Origin of the sequence: Streptosporangium sp. NPDC020145 (assembly GCF_040631275.1) — a bacterium.
Taxonomy (GTDB): domain Bacteria; phylum Actinomycetota; class Actinomycetes; order Streptosporangiales; family Streptosporangiaceae; genus Streptosporangium.
Genome location: NZ_JBEXZT010000011.1, coordinates 1 through 18,376, shown reverse-complemented (window position 1 = coordinate 18,376; position 18,376 = coordinate 1). Strand labels below are relative to the sequence as shown.

15 protein-coding genes, 1 rRNA gene, 1 pseudogene and 1 riboswitch are annotated in these 18,376 nt (G+C 69.5%); of the genes and pseudogenes, 7 read left to right on the top strand and 10 right to left on the bottom strand.

Annotated elements, in window-relative coordinates; genetic code table 11:
- Positions 1 to 49 precede the first annotated feature (49 nt).
- The 3 genes and pseudogenes from ABZ463_RS21095 to ABZ463_RS21085 form a co-directional block, all read right to left on the bottom strand.
- Positions 50 to 370: pseudogene (locus ABZ463_RS21095) on the bottom strand (lipopolysaccharide kinase InaA family protein); the annotation flags it as partial.
- Positions 371 to 702: 332 nt separating this feature from the next.
- Complete coding sequence (locus tag ABZ463_RS21090; protein ID WP_352015225.1) at positions 703 to 1,443, bottom strand: NUDIX domain-containing protein; 741 nt, start codon at positions 1,441 to 1,443, stop codon at positions 703 to 705.
- 116 nt (positions 1,444 to 1,559) lie between these two features.
- A complete protein-coding gene (locus ABZ463_RS21085; RefSeq protein ID WP_352015224.1) occupies positions 1,560 to 3,383 on the bottom strand; it encodes an acyl-CoA dehydrogenase in 1,824 nt (607 codons plus the stop codon).
- 226 nt (positions 3,384 to 3,609) lie between these two features.
- Between ABZ463_RS21085 and ABZ463_RS21080 the strand changes: the two genes are divergently transcribed.
- From ABZ463_RS21080 to ABZ463_RS21070, 3 genes are all read left to right on the top strand, one after another.
- Positions 3,610 to 4,425 (top strand): methyltransferase domain-containing protein, encoded by an 816-nt coding sequence (locus ABZ463_RS21080; RefSeq protein WP_352015223.1) that lies wholly within the window; start codon positions 3,610 to 3,612, stop codon positions 4,423 to 4,425.
- Positions 4,422 to 4,488, top strand: a riboswitch (guanidine-III (ykkC-III) riboswitch). Its footprint overlaps the gene before it by 4 nt.
- A gap of 11 nt (positions 4,489 to 4,499) precedes the next feature.
- Positions 4,500 to 4,823 (top strand): multidrug efflux SMR transporter, encoded by a 324-nt coding sequence (locus ABZ463_RS21075; RefSeq protein WP_352015222.1) that lies wholly within the window; start codon positions 4,500 to 4,502, stop codon positions 4,821 to 4,823.
- Between the two features lie 74 nt (positions 4,824 to 4,897).
- A complete protein-coding gene (locus tag ABZ463_RS21070; protein ID WP_352015221.1) occupies positions 4,898 to 5,251 on the top strand; it encodes a VOC family protein in 354 nt (117 codons plus the stop codon).
- A gap of 69 nt (positions 5,252 to 5,320) precedes the next feature.
- Here ABZ463_RS21070 and ABZ463_RS21065 read toward each other — a convergent pair whose 3' ends face one another.
- Entirely contained in the window at positions 5,321 to 5,791 is a 471-nt protein-coding gene (locus ABZ463_RS21065) for a hypothetical protein (RefSeq protein WP_352015220.1), read from the bottom strand.
- 193 nt (positions 5,792 to 5,984) lie between these two features.
- Here ABZ463_RS21065 and ABZ463_RS21060 point away from each other — a divergent pair, with 193 nt between their 5' ends.
- Together ABZ463_RS21060 and ABZ463_RS21055 are read left to right on the top strand one after the other, a co-directional pair.
- Positions 5,985 to 6,278, top strand: coding sequence for a hypothetical protein (locus ABZ463_RS21060; protein WP_352015219.1), 294 nt, complete (start codon positions 5,985 to 5,987; stop codon positions 6,276 to 6,278).
- A gap of 129 nt (positions 6,279 to 6,407) precedes the next feature.
- Positions 6,408 to 6,869, top strand: coding sequence for a GNAT family N-acetyltransferase (locus ABZ463_RS21055; RefSeq protein ID WP_352015218.1), 462 nt, complete (start codon positions 6,408 to 6,410; stop codon positions 6,867 to 6,869).
- Positions 6,870 to 6,889: 20 nt separating this feature from the next.
- Here the strand turns inward: ABZ463_RS21055 and ABZ463_RS21050 are convergent, their stop codons facing one another.
- The 4 genes from ABZ463_RS21050 to ABZ463_RS21035 all read right to left on the bottom strand — a co-directional run bounded on the left by ABZ463_RS21050 (position 6,890) and on the right by ABZ463_RS21035 (position 12,105).
- Positions 6,890 to 7,615, bottom strand: a complete 726-nt coding sequence (locus ABZ463_RS21050; RefSeq protein ID WP_352015217.1) for a helix-turn-helix transcriptional regulator — start codon at positions 7,613 to 7,615, stop codon at positions 6,890 to 6,892.
- Positions 7,616 to 7,663: 48 nt separating this feature from the next.
- On the bottom strand, positions 7,664 to 9,694 hold the full coding sequence (locus tag ABZ463_RS21045; RefSeq protein ID WP_362778115.1) for a molybdopterin oxidoreductase family protein: 2,031 nt from the start codon (positions 9,692 to 9,694) through the stop codon (positions 7,664 to 7,666).
- A 60-nt stretch (positions 9,695 to 9,754) separates the two neighbouring features.
- Positions 9,755 to 11,314 carry a M28 family peptidase gene (locus ABZ463_RS21040; protein WP_362778112.1) on the bottom strand — a complete coding sequence of 520 codons (1,560 nt, stop codon included), beginning with the start codon at positions 11,312 to 11,314 and terminating at the stop codon, positions 9,755 to 9,757.
- A 353-nt stretch (positions 11,315 to 11,667) separates the two neighbouring features.
- Positions 11,668 to 12,105, bottom strand: coding sequence for an RpiB/LacA/LacB family sugar-phosphate isomerase (locus ABZ463_RS21035; protein ID WP_362778109.1), 438 nt, complete (start codon positions 12,103 to 12,105; stop codon positions 11,668 to 11,670).
- Positions 12,106 to 12,178: 73 nt separating this feature from the next.
- Here ABZ463_RS21035 and ABZ463_RS21030 point away from each other — a divergent pair, with 73 nt between their 5' ends.
- Complete coding sequence (locus ABZ463_RS21030) at positions 12,179 to 14,605, top strand: lysylphosphatidylglycerol synthase transmembrane domain-containing protein (RefSeq protein ID WP_362778107.1); 2,427 nt, start codon at positions 12,179 to 12,181, stop codon at positions 14,603 to 14,605.
- A 4-nt stretch (positions 14,606 to 14,609) separates the two neighbouring features.
- Here the strand turns inward: ABZ463_RS21030 and mgrA are convergent, their stop codons facing one another.
- A complete protein-coding gene (gene mgrA / locus ABZ463_RS21025; RefSeq protein ID WP_352015212.1) occupies positions 14,610 to 15,638 on the bottom strand; it encodes an L-glyceraldehyde 3-phosphate reductase in 1,029 nt (342 codons plus the stop codon).
- Positions 15,635 to 17,713: a S9 family peptidase gene (locus tag ABZ463_RS21020; RefSeq protein ID WP_352015211.1), complete on the bottom strand. Its 2,079-nt coding sequence runs from the start codon at positions 17,711 to 17,713 to the stop codon at positions 15,635 to 15,637. Before ABZ463_RS21020 ends, mgrA begins: the two co-directional genes overlap by 4 nt.
- A gap of 600 nt (positions 17,714 to 18,313) precedes the next feature.
- Between ABZ463_RS21020 and ABZ463_RS21015 the strand changes: the two genes are divergently transcribed.
- A 16S ribosomal RNA gene (locus tag ABZ463_RS21015) occupies positions 18,314 to 18,376 on the top strand; the annotation flags it as partial.

The following is an 18,376-nucleotide window of genomic DNA, read 5'->3' as shown; positions in this document are numbered from 1 at the left end:
CCGTCAACGGGCTGCCGAGCGGGACCGACTGGCTCCAGTCGACGAGCACCAGACCGTGGTCGATCGGGTGGACCAGGACGTGGTGGCCGAACACCGCGCCGTGCACCACCCCGGCGCGGTGCGCCGCCCCGATCGCGACCAGCAGCCGCCGCCAGATCCACGCCGCGTCCCTCGGGTCGAGTACCGGCCGCCGCCGCGCGATCTCCGCCAGGCTCACGAACCCGTCGGGGACCCGGCTGATCACGTTCGCCCGCCGCCGCGTGTCGCCGGAGCCGTGCCGGAGGGAGTCGACCAGCCGGGGCACGTACGGCAGCAGCGTCGGATCGCCCTCCCGTTCGATCGTCCTGAGCGCCTGCGCCTCGCGCCGCATGAGGTCGTTGTCCGCCGGACCGCGAGGGATCTTGAGCAGGGCGTCGGGAGCGCAGTCGTACAGCAGGGCGGTCGCGCCCTCGTGGAGCAGCCGCCCGACGTGGCGGGTTCCGACCACCGTTCCGGCCAGGTCGTCCGTGGGGGTGTGTCCGGTGTGCTCGGCCCACAGGCTCGCCAGCCTGGCGAACGCCCCGGCGGCCTCGGCACCCGGCGTCAGGTCGGGGTGCAGCAGCCGGGCCAGTCTCCGGTACGTCCGCCGTGGTGTCGGCCCGCCGAACAGGTCCCCGGGGACGCGGGCGGCGGAGACCAGCGCGATCGCCTCGGCCGGGGTGGTCATCGGGTGCCCTCCTGCTCGGCGGGCCGCAGCAGGGCGGGGTGCAGCAGGCGGGCGTCCCCGGCGCGGTAGAGCTTGGCGCGTGGCCCGCCCCGGGAGCCGCCGCTCACCGTGCTGTGCCCGGTGGCCTCGACGAACCCGGGCACGGAGAGGACCTTGCGGTGGAAGTTGCCCGCGTGCAGCGGGACGCCCCACACCGTCTCGTAGACGCCGCGCAGCTCGGAGATCGTGAACGTCTCCCCGGTGAACGTCGTGGCCAGCGGCGTGTACTCCAGCTTGGCCCGCGCCCGTTCGAGGCCGTCGGCGAGGACGCGCGCGTGGTCGAAGGCCAGCTCCGGCGGGCGCGAGACCGGGTGCCAGGCGGCGGAGGCCGCGTCGGAGCCCGCCCTGGGGTCGGGAAGATCGGGGGCGAAGGCGAGGTAGGAGATCGAGACGACCCGCATCCTCGGGTCCCGGTCCGGGCTTCCGTAGCTGGCCAGCTGTTCGATGTGGACGCGGGGGGCGAGCCCGGTCTCCTCGGCCAGTTCCCGCCTGGCCGCCTCGGGCAGGTCCTCGCCCGGCCTGATGAACCCTCCCGGCAGTGCCCAGCGTCCCTGCTGGGGAGGGCGGCCCCGCTCGACCAGCAGCACGTGCAGCACACCCGCGCGGATGGTCAGCGCGACCACGTCCACCGTCACGGCGACCGGAGGATAGTCCCTGGGGTCGTACTCCGCCAGGAACGCCGATTCCTTCTCGTCCACGACACGCCCTTCCCGGGTCAAGATAATCTCACAATGAGAATAACTCGGTTCCGGGATGATCGCACACACGGAAGAGGGCCGTCCCGGAAACGGGACGACCCTCCACGGCCGGGTGGTCAGAACGCCTCTTCGGACAGCTCCATCAGGCTCTGGTCGGTTTCGGTCAGCACGCGGCGCTCGGCGGCCAGCCGGGGCAGGACGGTCTTGGCGAAGAACGACGCCGCGGCCACCTTGCCCTCGTAGAACGCCTGGTCCCTGCCGGGGGAGCCGAGCGCGGCCAGCGCCACCTCGGCCTGGCGCAGCAGCAGCCAGCCGATCACCAGGTCACCCAGGGAGAGCAGGAACCGGGTGCTGTTGAGACCGACCTTGTAGACCTCCTCGGGGGTCTCCAGCGAGGTGATCGCCCAGCCGGCCATCGTGTCGGCCATGGCCTTGACCTCGTCGGCGGCCTCGTCGAGCAGCCCGCGCTCCTCCTTGAGGCGGCCGTTGCCCGCCTGGGAGGCGGCGAAGGCCTTGATGTCGCCGTACAGCGCGCCGAGCGCGGCCCCCTGGTTGCGCAGGACCTTGCGGAAGAACAGGTCCATGCCCTGGATCGCGGTCGTGCCCTCGTAGAGGGAGTCGATCTTGGCGTCCCTGATGTACTGCTCGAACGGGTAGTCCTGCAGGTAGCCGGAGCCGCCCAGGGTCTGCAGCGAGCGGGAGAGCAGCTCGTAGGACCGCTCGGACCCGACCCCCTTGACCAGCGGCAGCAGCAGGTCGTTCATCGCCTCGGCGTGCCGGTCCTCACGGCCCTCGAAGCGGGCGGCCTGCACCGCGTCCTGGTAGGTGGCCGTCAGCATCACCAGCGCCCGCATGCCCTCGGCGTACGACTTCTGGAGCATGAGCTCGCGGCGCACGTCGGGGTGGTGGACGATGGTCACGCGCGGGGCGGCCTTGTCGGTCATCTGGGTGAGGTCGGCGCCCTGCACCCTGGCCCTGGCGTATTCGAGGGCGTTCAGGTAACCGGTCGACAGGGTGGCGATGGCCTTGGTCCCCACCATCATCCGGGCGTGCTCGATGATCATGAACATCTGCTTGATGCCCTCGTGCACGTCGCCGATCAGCGTCCCGACGGCCGGGTGCCGCTCGCCGAAGGTGAGCTCGCAGGTCGTGGAGACCTTCAGGCCCATCTTCTTCTCGACGTTGGTGACGTAGACGCCGTTGCGCTCGCCCAGCTCCCCGGTCTCCAGGTCCACGTGGTACTTCGGGACCAGGAACATCGACAGGCCCTTGGTGCCGACGCCGTGCCCCTCGGGGCGGGCAAGCACGAGGTGGAAGATGTTGTCGGCCAGGTCGTGCTCGGCGCTGGTGATGAAGCGCTTGACGCCCTCGATGTGCCAGGTGCCGTCGGGCTGCCTGATCGCCTTCGTACGGCCCGCGCCCACGTCGGAGCCCGCGTCGGGCTCGGTGAGGACCATGGTCGCGCCCCAGGTCCGCTCGATGGCCAGTTCGGCGAAGCGCTTCTGGTCCTCGGTGCCGATGAGGTGCATCACGTAGGCGAAGGCGGGTCCGCTGGCGTACATCCAGACGGCCGGGTTCGCGCCGAGGATCATCTCGGCGAGCGCCCAGTTGACGCTGGGCGGCAGGCCGGGGCCACCCAGTTCGGCGGGCAGGCCGATGTTGGTCCAGCCGCCCTCGCGGTAGGCGGCGAAGGACCGCTTGAAGCCCTCCGGCATCGTCACCGCGCCGGTCTCCGGGTCCAGGACGGGCGGCGTGCGGTCGCCCTCCTCGAAGGAGTCGGCCAGAACCCCCGTCGCCAGGCGGTTGACCTCGTCGAGGACGCTGCGCACGACGTCCTCGTCCATGTCCGCGTAGAGGCCGGTACCCAGGATGTCCCCGCGGCCGAACACCTCGAAGAGATTGAACTCCAGATCACGGAGGTTGCTCTTGTAGTGGCCCATGGGATCTGCTCCTTGAAACCGGGGGACCGGGCTTTTTCTCTACTCATCAGTAACCTTACCCCTGATGCTACCCGCCAGTAACCCCCCAAAAACTGTGCCGGTAAGGGCGTTTGTCACATTCCTCAAGGAAAGGGAGCTGTACCGGCCCGCTCGGACGAGGCCGCGCCCCCGGGCCGACACGCGGCCTTGACAGGGACGGTCGTCACCCCCGGGTTAGGCTCCTGCCATGGACGAGCGGTGGCGTGCGGACCTCGCGCTGTGGGCGATCCCCGACGAGATCGCGGCGAAGGCGCGGACCGACCCCTGGGGGCACTCGCCCGCGCGGTTCGCCGAGCGGACGGAGCGGGCGCTCGCCGAACCGCAGGGACCGACCCTGGACCGGGTCGCCGAGGCGCTGCCGCCCGGGGGCGTCCTGCTCGACGTCGGCGCGGGCACCGGGGCGGCCGGTCTCCCGCTGGCCGGGCGGATGGGAGAGCTGGTCGCGGTCGACACCTCGCCCGGCATGCTCGCCGAACTGGAGTCACGGGCCGCCGCGCTCGGGGTGCCGCTCAGGATCGTCACCGGCCGCTGGCCCGACGTCGCGCCGGTGACCCCGGTCGCCGACGTGGCGGTCTGCGCCCACGTCGTCTACAACGTGCCCGACCTGGCCGCCTTCCTCACCGAACTGTCCGGTCACGCCCGCCTCAGGGTCGTCGTCGAACTCACCGAACGCCACCCGATGACCTGGCTCAACCCCCTGTGGGCCCACTTCCACGGGATCGTCCGCCCGGACCGGCCCACGGTCCACGACGTGATCGCGGTCGCCGAGGCGCTCGGTCACCGGGTGCGGCACGAGGCGCGCCTGGCCCCGCTGTCCCGCTTCGCGACACCGGAGGGCCTGGCGGAGAGCGCCTGCAGAAGACTCTGCCTCGACCCGGGGCGGGCGGACGAGGTCGTCGCGGCGGCGATCCGGCTCGACATGTGGCCGCTTCCCCGCGAGCGGTGGTTCACCCTGTGGTGGGACACGGGAATCGGGCCGACATCGGAGGCGTTGCCCGGATAGAGCTCTCAGTCGAGACGCTCCCGGACGAGACGCGCCGTACCCGGTCCGAAAAGACGACGCTTCAGGGAGTCGTCATGGCTTGGATCCTCATTGTCGTCGCCGGTCTGTTCGAGATCGCGATGGCCTACTCGCTCAAGCTGAGCAACGGGTTCTCCTCGCTGCTGCCGAGCGTCGGAGTCGTCGTCTTCGGGGTGCTCAGCTTCGGTCTGCTCTCACTGGCCCTCAAGAACCTGGAGGTCGGTACGGCCTACGCCGTCTGGACCGGCATCGGCGCCGTGGGCACCGCCGCCCTGGGCATCGTCCTCCTGGGCGAGGACGCCTCGGCCCTGAAGATCATCTCCATCGTCCTCATCCTCGCGGGCGTCATCGGGCTCAACCTCGCGGGGGGCGGCCACTGACCGCCCCTAGGGAAACCGGTTTGACGCGATAGATGGTGTCGCGATTGGCTGAGGGCATGATTAACGTGCACTATGTGACATTCGACTGTGCCCGGCCGCACGAGCTGGCGGCCTTCTGGAGCCAGGCGACCGGCTGGGAGATCCACCCGGAGACGGAACCCGACGGCGACGAGGTCCTCGTCTGCGGGGAGCCGAACCTGCTGTTCATCAGGGTTCCCGAGGGCAAGTCGGTCAAGAACCGCGTCCACCTCGACGTCACGGGCTCCGACGGCACCACCCGCGACCAGGAGGTCGAGAGGCTGGCCGGGCTCGGCGCCACGGTCCACGACGACCGGCGCAACCCCGACGGCACCGGCTGGGTGACCATGCTGGACCCCGAGGGCAACGAGTTCTGCGTCTGCCGCGCCGACTACGAGAAGCAGTCGTGAGATCCCTGTGACGAGCGGGGCCTCCCGGGGCCTTCCACCGGTCCCGGGACGTTCCGCCGAGCCGTCCGGTCAGTGCCCGTGGGGCAGCGAGGGGCGCTCGCCGCGTCCCCTGAGCGTCAGGGCCAGGAACGCGGTGATCAGATACACCACGACGCCGCCCTGCAGCGCGTCGAACGCGGCGCCGAACACGCCCTGGTCGTCCACGATGAGCTGCACCGGATACATGAGCGCCGCCGCGCCGAGCGCGGGGTAGAGCGAGAACCGCCACGGCCTGCGCAGCGCCCACAGCCTGGCCTGCCGCGTCACCCGGTCACCCGAGCCCGGCCTGCCGACCGATCCGATCGCCGCGACCAGGGTGAACAGCGTGATCCCCAGGCAGAGTGCCCAGGTGAGGTCCGCGGCCCCCGGCAGGATCACCCCCAGGCCGAAGCTGACAGCCGCCGTCGCGCCTCCGGTCACCGCCGCCGCCCTCCAGGGGGCTCCCCGCAGGGCCGCGCCGGCGAGGGACATCTCGTCACGTCGAGTGAGTTCGTCGTTCATGTTCCCAAGACTGCCCCGCCAGCCCCCTTCTTCGCATCGGGGAGCAACCCTGATCCGTCCCCTACCCGCCGGGCGGGGCGTCGCGGCGAATGTTGAACGTTTGTTGACTGCCCCTAAGTCCCGATTTAGGATTCAATTAGGAAACTTTCCTAAAGGAAAGCTTCCTAGCCCCCCACCTTCTAGGAGATTCGTCGTGAGCTTTCGTCGTCGCGCGGTGACCCTCGCCAGTTCTGCCGCCCTCTGCCTGGGCGTTCTGGCCCTCACCCCCACCTCGGCCATGGCCGCCCCCTCCGGCTGCACCGTGCAGCAGGGATCGAACTGGGCGTCCAGCCTCTGCACCTCCGGCACGGGCCGGCACCTGGTGGTCGTGCGCGCCCAGCACTACACCGGCAACATCCTGATCACCGGCCCCTGCGTGGCCATCGGCCAGGTCTCGAAGACGACGGTCAACTGGCCGGTCACGTACGTCGGCTCGGCCGGCTGCTGAGAGCCCGCTCGGCCACTTGGCCCACGTCGGGCCGTCGACTCGAACGCCGCTCACGTCGAGGCCCGCATGTCCGTGTTGACGCCTGCCGAGGCCCGGCCCCTGAGGACCGGGCCTCGGTAGGCTCACGGCATGCCGGTGAACCCTTATCTGACCTTTCGCGTCGCGACCCTTGAGGACGTCCCGACGGTTCTGGCCCTGCTGGCCGACGACTCGACCTCCGGCGCCCAACAGGGGGAGTACGGCGAGGCCCACCGGGCGGCCTTCGAGGCCATCGACGCCGACCCGGGCAACGAGCTGATCGTCGCCGAACTGGACGGCGAGGTCGTCGGCACCATGCAGCTCACCTACATCCCGGGGATCTCCCGTGGGGGAGCGCTCAGGATGCAGATCGAGGCCGTCAGGATCGCCTCCGGCCTGCGCGGCAGAGGACTGGGCGGGCAGATGCTGCGCTGGGCCGTCGAGCGGGGCCGGGCCAGGGGGTGCGCCCTGGTCCAGCTCACCACGAACAAGGCGCGCAAGGACGCGCACCGCTTCTACGACTCCCTCGGCTTCGTCGCCTCACACGAGGGATACAAGCTCGCGCTGAGCTGAGAGGCGGGACCCCCACCGGGTCACGGGCTCACCCCGAACTGCGCGCCCACGTCGAACTGCGCGCCGACCCCGAACTCCGCGCCCATGTCGAAGCGCGGGATCGCACCGAAGCGCGGGCTCACGTCGAACGAGGGCACCGGCGGCGGAGCGGGGACAACCGAAACAGCCGCCGGGGCCGGGGTCTTGCGGAGGCGTGACGTGCGCGCGGAACGCGCGCGGAGCTGGTCGATCATCCAGCGGCACCAGGCGATGCGGTGGTTCTCGTAGCTGATGCCGTACCACAGGGTGGCGTAGTCGCCGAAGCGGCGGCTCTCGCGGCCGGGCGCGCTGGAGAAGGCCGAGCGCTCGTCCTCGTAGGTCGCCAGCCGCCGTTCGTGCTCCTCAAGCTGGATCTGGAAGAGCTTGATCAGTTCGGCCGGGTCGGCGAGCCAGGCGGCGTAGGACTTCAACAGCAGTTCGTCACGCTCGGGACGGGACTGCGGGGGCTCGATGACCCACTCGCGCAGCTCCCTCGTCCCCAGCCGGGTGATGGAGTAGATCTTCTTGCGCTGCGGGCCGGGGCCCGGGACCTGCTCGAAGGTGACCAGTTCCGCCGCGACCAGCCGTTGCAGCTCAGGATGGATCTGGCTGTGCCGGGCCGTCCAGAAACATCCCAGCGGATGTCCCATGGCGGTGGCCAGCTCGTATCCGGACCTCGGTCGGCGGGCCAGCGCTGTGAGGATCGCGTATCCGAGAGTTGAGGTCACCGCGGAAGGATCTCACGGGGCACCCCTAATGCGGCACCGTAGCTTTACCTATGTCGTCTCAGACATAACGGGCATCACCTCGACCAGATTGTCGTGATAGACGGCCCCCCTGCCCAGGTCGGCGTCGTACTCCTCGACCACCGCGTTGACCGTCGAACCCCCCGGGCTCAGCTTGCGCCAGTGCCCCTTCGTCGAGGCCACGACGCCGGGCCGTACCCGGTCGCTGATCTCGACCACGGCCTCGAAGCCGCCGACCGCGTTGAACACCCGGGCCCGCTGCCCGTCGCGCAGCCCCCTGGACGCGGCGTCCTCGGGGTTGACCACCACCCGGGGCCCCTTCGAACGGCGCAGCAGCTCGGGGTTGTTGCCGAAGGTGGTGTTCAGGAAGGTGTGCGGCGCGGGTGTGACCAGGGCCAGCGGATAGGGACCGCCCGCGGCCGAGGCCGTACGCGGCGGCACGTAGGCGGGACCGGAACCGAACTCCAGCCTCCCCGAGGCCGTGGGGAAGCCGTCGGCGAACGGGACGAACGGCCGGGGCACGTTGAGCCTGACCCAGCCCTCCTCGCGCAGCCGGTCGACCGTGATCCCGTCGAGGGAGGGATGCCCGGAGGCGAGCAGTTGCTCGGCCAGTTCGAGGTCGGAGTCGTACAGCGACGGCTCGGTGAGCCCCATGTGCCCGGCCAGGCGGCGGAACGTCTCCGTCGTCGACAGGCACTCACCCGGCGGCTCGACCGCGGGCTCGTTCCACACGAGATACATGTGTCCGTATCCCGCGTGCAGGTCGGTGTGCTCGATCTGCATCGTCGCCGGAAGCACGATGTCGGCGTAGTCGACGGTGTCGGTGGGGAACTGCTCCATCACGACGGTGAACAGGTCCTCACGCGCCAGCCTCTCGCGGACACGGTTCTGGTCGGGGGTCGAGCCGACCGGGTTGGCGGCGTAGACCCACAGGCACCTGACCGACTCGTCGAGCCCGTCGGCCAGCCTGGTCATCGTGAGCCGCCTGACCGGCGCCGCCAGCAGGTCGTCACGGGTGTCGATGTTCAGGTGGATGTGGCCGCTGGTCGAGTAGGCGACCCCGCCGCCGGGATGGCGCCAGTCGCCCGTCACCGCCGGGATGGCCGCGATCGTCCGCATCGCCGTACCGCCGCCCGCGTGCCGCTGGACGCCCATCGTGGCCCTGATGCCGGTCGGCCGGGTGTGCGCGAGCCGTACGCCGAGGGAGCGGATGTCGGCCTCGGGCAGGCCGGTGATCTCCGCGACGAGGGCGGGCGGGTGACGCAGGATCTCCGCCCGGAAGTCCTCCCAGCCGTTGGTGTGCTCGGCCAGGAAGGCGTCGTCCTGCGCGCCCTCGGACAACACCACGTTCAGCAGCCCGAGCGCCAGGGCGGCGTCCGTGCCCGGCCTGATCGGCAGGTGGAGGTCGGCCTGCTCGGCGGTCCTGGTGCGGATCGGGTCGATCGCCACGACGTACGCCCCGGCCGTCCTCGCCTCCTGGACGAACCGCCACAGATGGTGGCCGCTGGTGAGGGTGTTCGTGCCCCACAGCAGGATGAGCCGCGACAGGGCGAACGTCTCGGGGTCCATCCCGCCCGGGGTGCCGTTGGTCAGCCGCAGGCCGGCGTTGCCCGCGGTCGAGCAGATGTTCAGGAAGTGCCGGGAGGCGCCCAGGACGTTCCAGAACCGGCGGCCCGCGACCCCCTCACAGCCCTGGATGTGGCCGAGCGTCCCGGTGCCGAGGTAGGGCCAGATCGCCTCGCCGCCGTGCTCGTCCACGATCGCGCGCAGCCGTACGGAGATCTCGTCGAGAGCCTCGTCCCAGCTGATCCGCTCGAAACGGCCCGAACCCTTGGGGCCGACCCGGCGCATGGGGTAAAGGATGCGGTCGGAGGCCCCGGCGTGTTCGAGATAGTGGTTGACCTTCACACAGAGCGCGCCGCGCGTGTAGGGCTGCTCCGGGTTGCCGCGCATCCCGACCGCCTTGCCGTCCCTGACGGTCACCACCCACGAACAGGTGTCCGGGCAGTCCAGCGGACAGGCCCCCAGGACACGCAGCTCCCCCCGCTCACCCACTGCCATGCCCAGACTCTAGCCAGGGGGGTACGGCTCGCCGGCCGTACCCCCCTTGAGGTCAGCCCGTCACCGCGACACCGTGTCCCGCCACGCGGGGGCCACGTTCATCCTGCTCGGCGCCGCTGAGGCGGTGCCGCCCGGCAGGATCTGGCTGCGTGCGTAGACGGCCGCGGCCGTCGCGATGGCACCGCTGTTCACCGCCAGCGCCCTGTCGTCGATGTTGGCCAGGGTGTCGCAGGCCTGGTGGTAGCACCGGTCGTAGGCGACCCCCGCCTCGCCGCCGAACGTGGCGGCCTCCTCGGCGGTCTTGATCCCCTCGGCGCCGGTGAACAACCCGCCCGCCGGGATGCCGACCGCGATGAAGGGCCCGTAGTCGGACCGCCCGGTGAAGTCGGTCCCCTTGCACGGCTGGCCGACCGAGGCGTAGTACGTCTCGAACAGCTTCTCGATCTCGCCCGATCCGGCGGGACCGGCCCCGGCGCCCGTGTGGTCGGAGTCGTCGCCGTCGTAGATGCCGTAGACGAAGTTCGGCGAGGCGATCATGTCGAAGTTGAGGTACAGCCTGATCCTGGCCCTCTCCCCGGGGGAGAGCGCGGCCACGTAGTGCTGGGAGCCGAGCAGCCCCAGCTCCTCCGCCCCCCAGAAGGCGAACCTGAGCCTGTTCCTGGTCGGCGTGCCGCCCGCCCGCAGGGCCGTCTCCAGTACGGCCGCGCTGCCCGAGCCGTTGTCGTTGACGCCGGGTCCCGCCGGCACGCTGTCCAGGTGGCTGCCCAGCATGACGACCCTGCGGGAGTCGCCCCAGGGGCTCTCGGCTATCACGTTGCGGGTCTTCCTGTGCGGGTCGCCCTCGGCGGTGACGGAGAGCGTGGCCCGGGACCCCGGCGTGGCCAGCTCCTGGCCGACGGCGAAGGTGGTGCCCACGACGGGGACGCGCGTGGTCGTGTCGCCGAGCGAACCGTTCAGCGGCCCCCGCCGGTCGGCGGCCCCCTCCCCGGCCTGACCCTCGTTGAAGATGATCACGCCGGAGGCGCCCGCGGCCTCCGCCAGCTCGGCCTTGACCCGGAAGCCGCACGTGCCACGCTGCACCAACGCGATGTTGCCCCGGACGAACCCCGCGAAGTCGGCGGCCTCGCACCCGGAGGTCGAACCGGGTGCCGCACTCGGCGGCAGCACCAGATCGACGGGCTGCACGGCGGCCGTGACGTTCCCCGAGCCGGAGTACGCCATGGGGACGAAGTCGGTCTGCGGCGCGTAGGACCTCGCCCCGGGGGAGACCCGGGCGAGCTTGGGCGTGCCGATGACACGGAAGAACGGGAACTCGAACTCCTGCTCGGTCACCCTGTACCCCGCGGCCCGCAGCCTGCCCGCCACGTAGTCGGCCGACTCGTCGTATCCGCGGGTTCCCGCGGCCCGGGTGCCGCCGTTGGCCGCGGCGATCCGCTGGAACGCCTCCAGGTGCCGCTTCACGGAGAGCACGTCCACGGGCGGCGAACCGACGGACGCGACGGACGCGACGGTGACCTCGGGAGCCGGTGAGGTCACGGCGGTCGCCTGGGTGCCGGGCAGGGTCACGGCCGAGGCTGTGGTGATCGCGGCCAGCAGGCCCTGGTACGCGCGTACGCGCATGCGAAACTCCTCTGACGAGAGTTGACGGAAGTGGAGCGGGGAATCCCCGTGATCGCGGCGAACAAAAAAGATCTCCGGTAACCGGATTAACCAAATTTGACAATCTTCGTCAGATCGACGGGCGGGGTGGTCCCCGGCGTCACCCGGCGGTCACGACGTCACCCGGGTAACGGCACCCGGCCGTGCGCCGTGACACGTCGCACCACGACCATCCGCTTCGCGCCCTTCCATGGCGCCACGCGGTCGCCAGAAGTGGCTAGGGTCGGGTGCGAAGGAAAAACGGGGCTGCGACGCATGATGATCAGCTTTTCAGGCCGGTGCCGGCCCGGCCGTCATCGCCGCATTCCAGCAGGTCAATTCTCAATCTCGGATAGGTACGCGATGTTCGCCACATCGGTCTCCTCCGGGCTGACGCTCCCGGCGAACCAGGCATCCAGGATCTCCCCCAGTAACGGCGCCGAGGTCAGCCTGAGACTCAACGCCAGCACGTTGGCGTCGTTCCAGCGTCTGGCCCCCTCGGCCGTAGCCGCGTCCACGCACAGGGCGGCTCGCACCCCGCGCACCTTGTTGGCCGCGATCGACGCCCCCGTGCCGGTCCAGCAGCACACGATCGCCTGGTCGGCCACCCCGGAGACGACGTCCCGCGCGGCCTGTGAGCAACACCACGCCCAGTCCGAGGGGCCTTCGGCGACGGCGCCGTGCGCGATCACCGTGTGTCCTCTCGCCTCTATCTCCGACACCAGGATGGGAGCCACCCCGTCAAGACTGTCCGAGGCCAATGAGATACGCATGCCTTCGATTGTGGACACTGGAAGAGAAGATCGGTGACGCACCTGTAATGCGGAACGTGCAGAATCGCTGGCGGTGACGGAAATCAGAGAGCACGAAGAAGCGGCGCCCGTCGAAGGCACAGAGCCCGAGACGGAGCGCGATTCCGGCGTGCTCGTCGTCGAACCGCTCCTGCCGCAGCGCATCCGCAGACCATCCGATCTGCTGCGCTTCCTGGCGACCCTGCTGGGGCTCGTGGCCGTGGTCCTGCTCGCCCTCGTCGCGAAGAAGACCCTCAACGGCCTCGAAGGCGACGTCATCGACGGGACGAACCGGGCACCCTTCCTCCTCAGCGGCCTCGTCGGCGTGCTCAGCGGCGCCACCATGCTGGGCGTGCCGACCGCCTACGCCATCGAACGCGTCCTGCACCGCGACGGCCTGCGCGTCGCCGAGGGGCTCTTCGCCGCCATCGCGGGCATGGTCCTGTCCTTCGCCCTCGGCGAGTGGATCGTCGGCGCGGGCCCGGAAGACCTGTGGCTCCTGCTGACCGGGGGCAGGCAGGGAGTCGAGCCGCTCAACACGCTGCTCACCTCGGTCATCGCCTACGTCACCGCGGTGCGCATCTCCCGAAGACCCACCTGGCGGGCGGCCCTGTGGAGCGCCGTCGCGCTCAACGCCGTCGCGCTGTTCGCCGCGACCGCGGCCACCATCCTCGGCATCGTCGTCTCCATCCTGGTCGGCCTCGCCGTCGGCTACGCCACCCTGTACGGCATCGGCAGCCCCAACACCAGGCCGCCCGGCAGCACGATCGTGGCCACCCTCGCCAAACTCGGCTTCGCCCCCGTCAGGGCGCACCGCCTCGACGACGACCACCAGAGCAGCAGGCGCTACGCCGTCGGCCTCAAGGACGGCACCCGCCTCGACGTCACCGTCCTCGACCGTGACCGCCAGGTCGCCGGGGTGCTCTACCGCATCTGGCGCCGCATCCGGCTCAACACCGAGACCCGCCGCAGGGCCATCCGCTCCCTGCGCGCCGAGCTGGAACGCGAGGCCCTGATGGCCTACGCCGCCCAGGCCGCGGGCGCCAGCATCCCCAGGCTCGTCGGCACCAGCGAGATCGGCACCGAGGCCGCGCTGCTCGCCTACGAGCACATCGAGACCCGGCCGCTCGACGACGTCCCCGACGAGGAGATCGACGACAACCTGCTCGCCCAGATCTGGGAGCAGGTCCTGCTCCTGCAGGTCCAGCGGCTGGCCCACCGACGGCTGACCGGCGACAGCATCCACGTCGACAACGAGGGCAGGGTCGTCCTCATGGACGCCCGCAGCGGCGAGATCGCCGCCGGAGACCTCCTGCTCCGCCTCGACATCGCCCAGCTGCTCACCTACCTCAGCCTCCGCGTCGGAGCCGACCGCGCCGTCGCCGCGGGCGCGGCCGTCGCGGGCCCCGACGTGCTGGCCGGCGCCCTGCCGCTGCTGCAACGCATCGCGCTCACCCGCGAGACCAGGGCCGCGCTCACCAAGAACAAGGAGCTGCTGACCGCGATCCGCGAACGGATCGTCGCCCTCGAACCCCAGGTCGAGGCCGACGAGGTCCGCCTGGAGCGCTTCCGCCCCAGAACCCTCATCACGATCATCGCCAGCGCCTTCGCCGCCTACTTCCTGGTCTACTACCTGACGCAGATCAACCTCAACATGATCACCTCCGCCAAGTGGGGCTGGACCGGGGTCGCCTTCGTCGCGGCGATGATGAGCTACGTCGCCGCCGCGCTGATGCTGCGGGGCTTCGTGCCGGAACGGCTGCCGCTCGGCCGTACGGTGCTGGTGCAGTTCGCGGGCTCCTTCGTGAAGCTGGTCGCCCCGGCGGCGGTGAGCGGCGTCGCCATCAACACCCGCTACCTGCAAAAGCGCGGCATCCCCCCGGGCCAGGCCGTCGCCAGCGTCGGAGCCTCCCAGCTCATCGGTCTGGCCTCGCACATCACACTGCTGCTGCTGTTCGCCTACATCACCGGGTCGAGCGCCGCCACGTCGTTCACCCCGTCGCGCACGCTGGTGTTCGTCCTGCTCGCCATCGCGGTCGCGGTCCTGTTCATCGTGAGCGTCCCCCGCCTGCGCAGGCTGATCACCGTACGGCTGCGCGCCCTGTTCTCCGGGGTCATCCCCCGCCTGCTGGACGTGCTCCAGTCCCCCCGGAAGATCATCGAAGGCTGCTCGGGCACCCTGCTACTGACGATCTTCTTCGTGGCCTGTCTCGACGCCTCGGTGCGGGCCTTCGGCGGGTCACTCGACTTCGCGGCCGTGGCCATCGTCTTCCTCGCGGGCAACGCCATCGGCTCGGCGGCGCCGACCCCCGGAGGGCTCGGCGCCGTCGAGGCCTCCCTGTCCGTCGGCCTGACCCTCTCCGGCCTGCCCGGCGAGGTCGCGACCTCGGCCGTGCTGCTGTTCAGGCTGCTGACGTTCTGGCTGCCCGTGCTTCCCGGGTGGGCCTCGTTCACCTACCTGCAGCGACACGAGGCCCTGTGACCTCTCAGGTCTCGCTGGAACGGGCCCAGCGGTTGACCCCCGACTCGACCGCGTGCCCGTCGATCGCCGCGAGCTCCTGCTCGGTGAACGACAGGTTCTCCACCGCCCGCACGTTGTCCTCAAGCTGCCTGACGCTGCTCGCGCCGACCAGCACCGAGGTGACACGCCGGTCGCGCAGCGCCCACGCCAGGGCCATCTGCGCCAGGGACTGACCGCGCGAGGCCGCGATCTCGTGCAACGTGCGGACACGTCGCATGGTCTCCTCGGTCAGCATCTCCGGGGTGAGGAAACGCCGCTGCGAGGCACGCGACCCCTCGGGGACACCGCCGAGATAGCGGTCGGTCAACATGCCCTGAGCCAGCGGGGAGAACGCGATGCAGCCGACCCCCTCCTGCTCAAGGACGTCGAGCAGCCCGTCCTCGATCCACCGGTTGAGCATCGAGTACGACGGCTGGTGGATCAGCAGCGGGGTGCCCATCTCCCGCAGGATCCGCGCCGCCCGCTCGGTCTGCTCGGGGGAGTAGGACGAGATGCCGGCGTACAACGCCCTGCCGGACCTGACCGCCTGGTCGAGCGCGCCCATCGTCTCCTCAAGAGGAGTCTCCGGGTCGAACCTGTGGCTGTAGAAGATGTCGACGTAGTCGAGTCCCATCCGCTCCAACGACCTGTCCAGGCTGGACAGCAGATACTTCCGCGACCCCCACTCGCCGTAGGGGCCGGGCCACATGTCGTACCCGGCCTTGGTGGAGATGACCATCTCGTCCCGGTATCCAGAGAAGTCCTCCCTGAGATGCCTGCCGAAGTTGGTCTCCGCGGCGCCGTACGGTGGGCCGTAGTTGTTGGCCAGGTCGAAGTGGGTCACCCCCAGGTCGAACGCCCGCCGCAGGATGGCCCGCTGGGTCCCGAACGACTTGTCGTCGCCGAAGTTGTGCCAGAGCCCCAGCGACACCGCGGGCAGCCTCAACCCGCTCCTGCCCACCCTGTTGTACGGCTGCCGCCCGTCGTACCGATCCGCGTCGGCCACGTAGGTCATCGCTCGACCCTGGCGGTGCCCTCGACCTTGGCGGTGTCGAGGATCCAGGCCAGGACGAAGGCCTCCTCCCGCCAGGAGTCGTACCTGCCGCTGCGACCGCCGTGCCCGGCCTCCATCTCCGTCTTCAGCAGGAAGGGACCGCCCCTGCCCACCTCGCGGAGCCGCGCGACCCACTTGGCGGGCTCGTGGTAGTAGACGCGGGTGTCGTTGAGGCTGGTGATCGCGAGGATCGGAGGATAGATCTGGCCGCTCACGTTCTCGTACGGGGTGTACGACTTCATGTACTCGTACACCTCGGCGTTGTGCAGCGGGTCTCCCCACTCGTCCCACTCGATGATGGTCAGCGGCAACGACGGGTCGAGGATCGTGTTCAACGCGTCCACGAACGGCACCTCGGCCACCACACCCGCGAACGTCTCCGGCGACAGGTTGGCGATCGCACCCATGAGCAGTCCGCCGGCGGAACCGCCCCTGGCGATGATCGCACTCGACCAGTTCTCCGCGGCGAGGTGCTTGGCGGCGGCGACGAAGTCGGTGAAGGTGTTCTTCTTCCGCTGGAACTTGCCGTCCTCGTACCAGTGACGGCCCATCTCACCGCCGCCCCTGATGTGCGCGACGGCGAAGACGAACCCCCTGTCCAGCAGGCTGAGCCTGGCAACGGAGAACGACGGGTCGATCGAGATCTCGTAGCTGCCGTAGCCGTACAGCACGGTCGGAGCGGGCCGCTCGACGCCCTTCCTGGCCACGATCGAGATGGGGACGCGGGTGCCGTCCTCGGCGGTCGCCCACTCACGGAACTGCTCGTAGTCGGCCGGGTCGTACCCACCGAGCACGGTCTTGCGCTTCAGCAGGATCAGCTCACGCGCCCGCAGGTCGTAGTCGTAGACCGAGGGCGGAGTGATCATGCTGGTGTAGCCGAGCCGCAACCGCTCGGTGACGAACTCCGGATTCCCTGAGGGCGCCACGTCGTAGATCGGCTCAGGGAAGGAGATCTCGTACGGCTCCGCCCCCTCGGGCAGGACGCGGATGCCGGTCAGCCCGTCACGGCGCAGGTGCACGACCGTGTATCCCTGGAAGGCCTCGACGTTCAGCAGCCGGGTGTCGGCGCGGTGCTCGATCAACGGGGTCCAGTCAGCGGGGGAGTCGATCGGCGCGGTGGCCAGCTCGAAGTTCTCCGCGTTCTGGTTGTGCAGGATCAGGAAGTGGTCCCCCGCGTGGTCGAGGCCGTACTCGACACCGGTCTCCCTGGCTCTGACGAGCCGGAACTCACCGGTCGGGTTGTCGGCCTCCAGGATGTGGACCTCACTGGTGATCTTGCTGCCCGCCGAGAGCACGAGGTAGCGCTCGCTGCGGGTCAGGCCGACGCCGATCCAGAACCGCTCGTCGTCCTCCTGGTGGACGAGCACGTCCTCCTCGGTCGAGGTGCCGATCATGTGCCGGTGGATCTGGTTGGGCCGCCAGGCGTCGTCGACGGTCGTGTAGAAGAAGGCCCTGCCGTCCGCGGACCAGGCACCGCCGTAGAAGATGCCGCTGACCTCGTCGTCGAGGAGTTCGCCCGTGGTGAGGTCCTTCACCCGCAGGGTGAACCGCTCGTCGCCGGTGAAGTTGACCGAATAGGCCAGCAGGGTCCCGTCGGGACTGACCGAACTGGCGCCGAGGGAGAAGAAGTCGCTGTCGCCGGCCAGCTCGTTGCCGTCGAGCAGGACCTGCTCACCGGGCAGCGCCTCGCCCGCCTTCAGCTCGGGAGGAGCGTCGCCGTCCGCGGCGACCCGGCACTGGATGCCGTACTGCTTGCCCTCCTCCGTCCTGGAGTAGTACCACCAGCCCTTCTTCCTGGTGGGGACGGACAGGTCCGTCTCCAGCGTCCGGCCCTTGATCTCCTGGAAGATCGTTTCCTGGAGCCCTTCGAGATGGGCGGTCGCCTGCCGGGTGTAGGCGTTCTCCGCTTCGAGGTAGGCGATCGTCTCGGGGTCGTCCTTGACCGTCAGCCACGCGTAGTCGTCGACCACGGTGTCCCCGTGGTGCACGCGCTCGCTGGGAACCTTCTTCGCCGTAGGCGGTGTCTGGCTGCTCACCCCGTCGAGTCTATGTTTTCCGTGCCAGACGTCCCGGACCAAGCCACGGGGTTCGTCGTTACGTCCCGAGCGGTCTGCGGGGACTGCTAATGTTCTGGCGTCGGCAAGGTTCGGCGCAAACCACTCCACTCACTCCGGTGATCCGGTGTGGCTTGTTCTGTGTCCGCTGACAACCCCCTCAAACCAACGGTTCCAATGATCGGTTCGCGTCGATTCGCAGAGCCACTCAGGTGCTGGTAAGTTTGAAGGGTTGCTCCGGAGACGGGGCGGTCTGAAATTCCTCAGACAGGCTTTATCGAAGAAAATGCGATCCGGTCGGATCGGTTTGACACGAAAAAGCGGGTCTGAAAGAATAAAGACACAACGAAATGAACGAAAGAAACGCCCCGGAATTCCGGCCGGTAAAACGGTTCGGAGGGACGGTGAACGCGTCCGTTTCTTGAGAACTCAACAGTGTGCTAAAAGCCAGTGCATGAAGCACAAACCCGTCCTAACGCACGGCATGGCGACATGATCCGTGCGGGGATGGATTCCTTTGGTTGATGCACCAGCCCTGTAGCGGGGTTGGGTGCTTTCAGCCGGGGTTGACTCGAAAAGCATTGTTTGGAGAGTTTGATCCTGGCTCAGGACGAACGCTGGCGGCGTGCTTAACACATGCAAGTC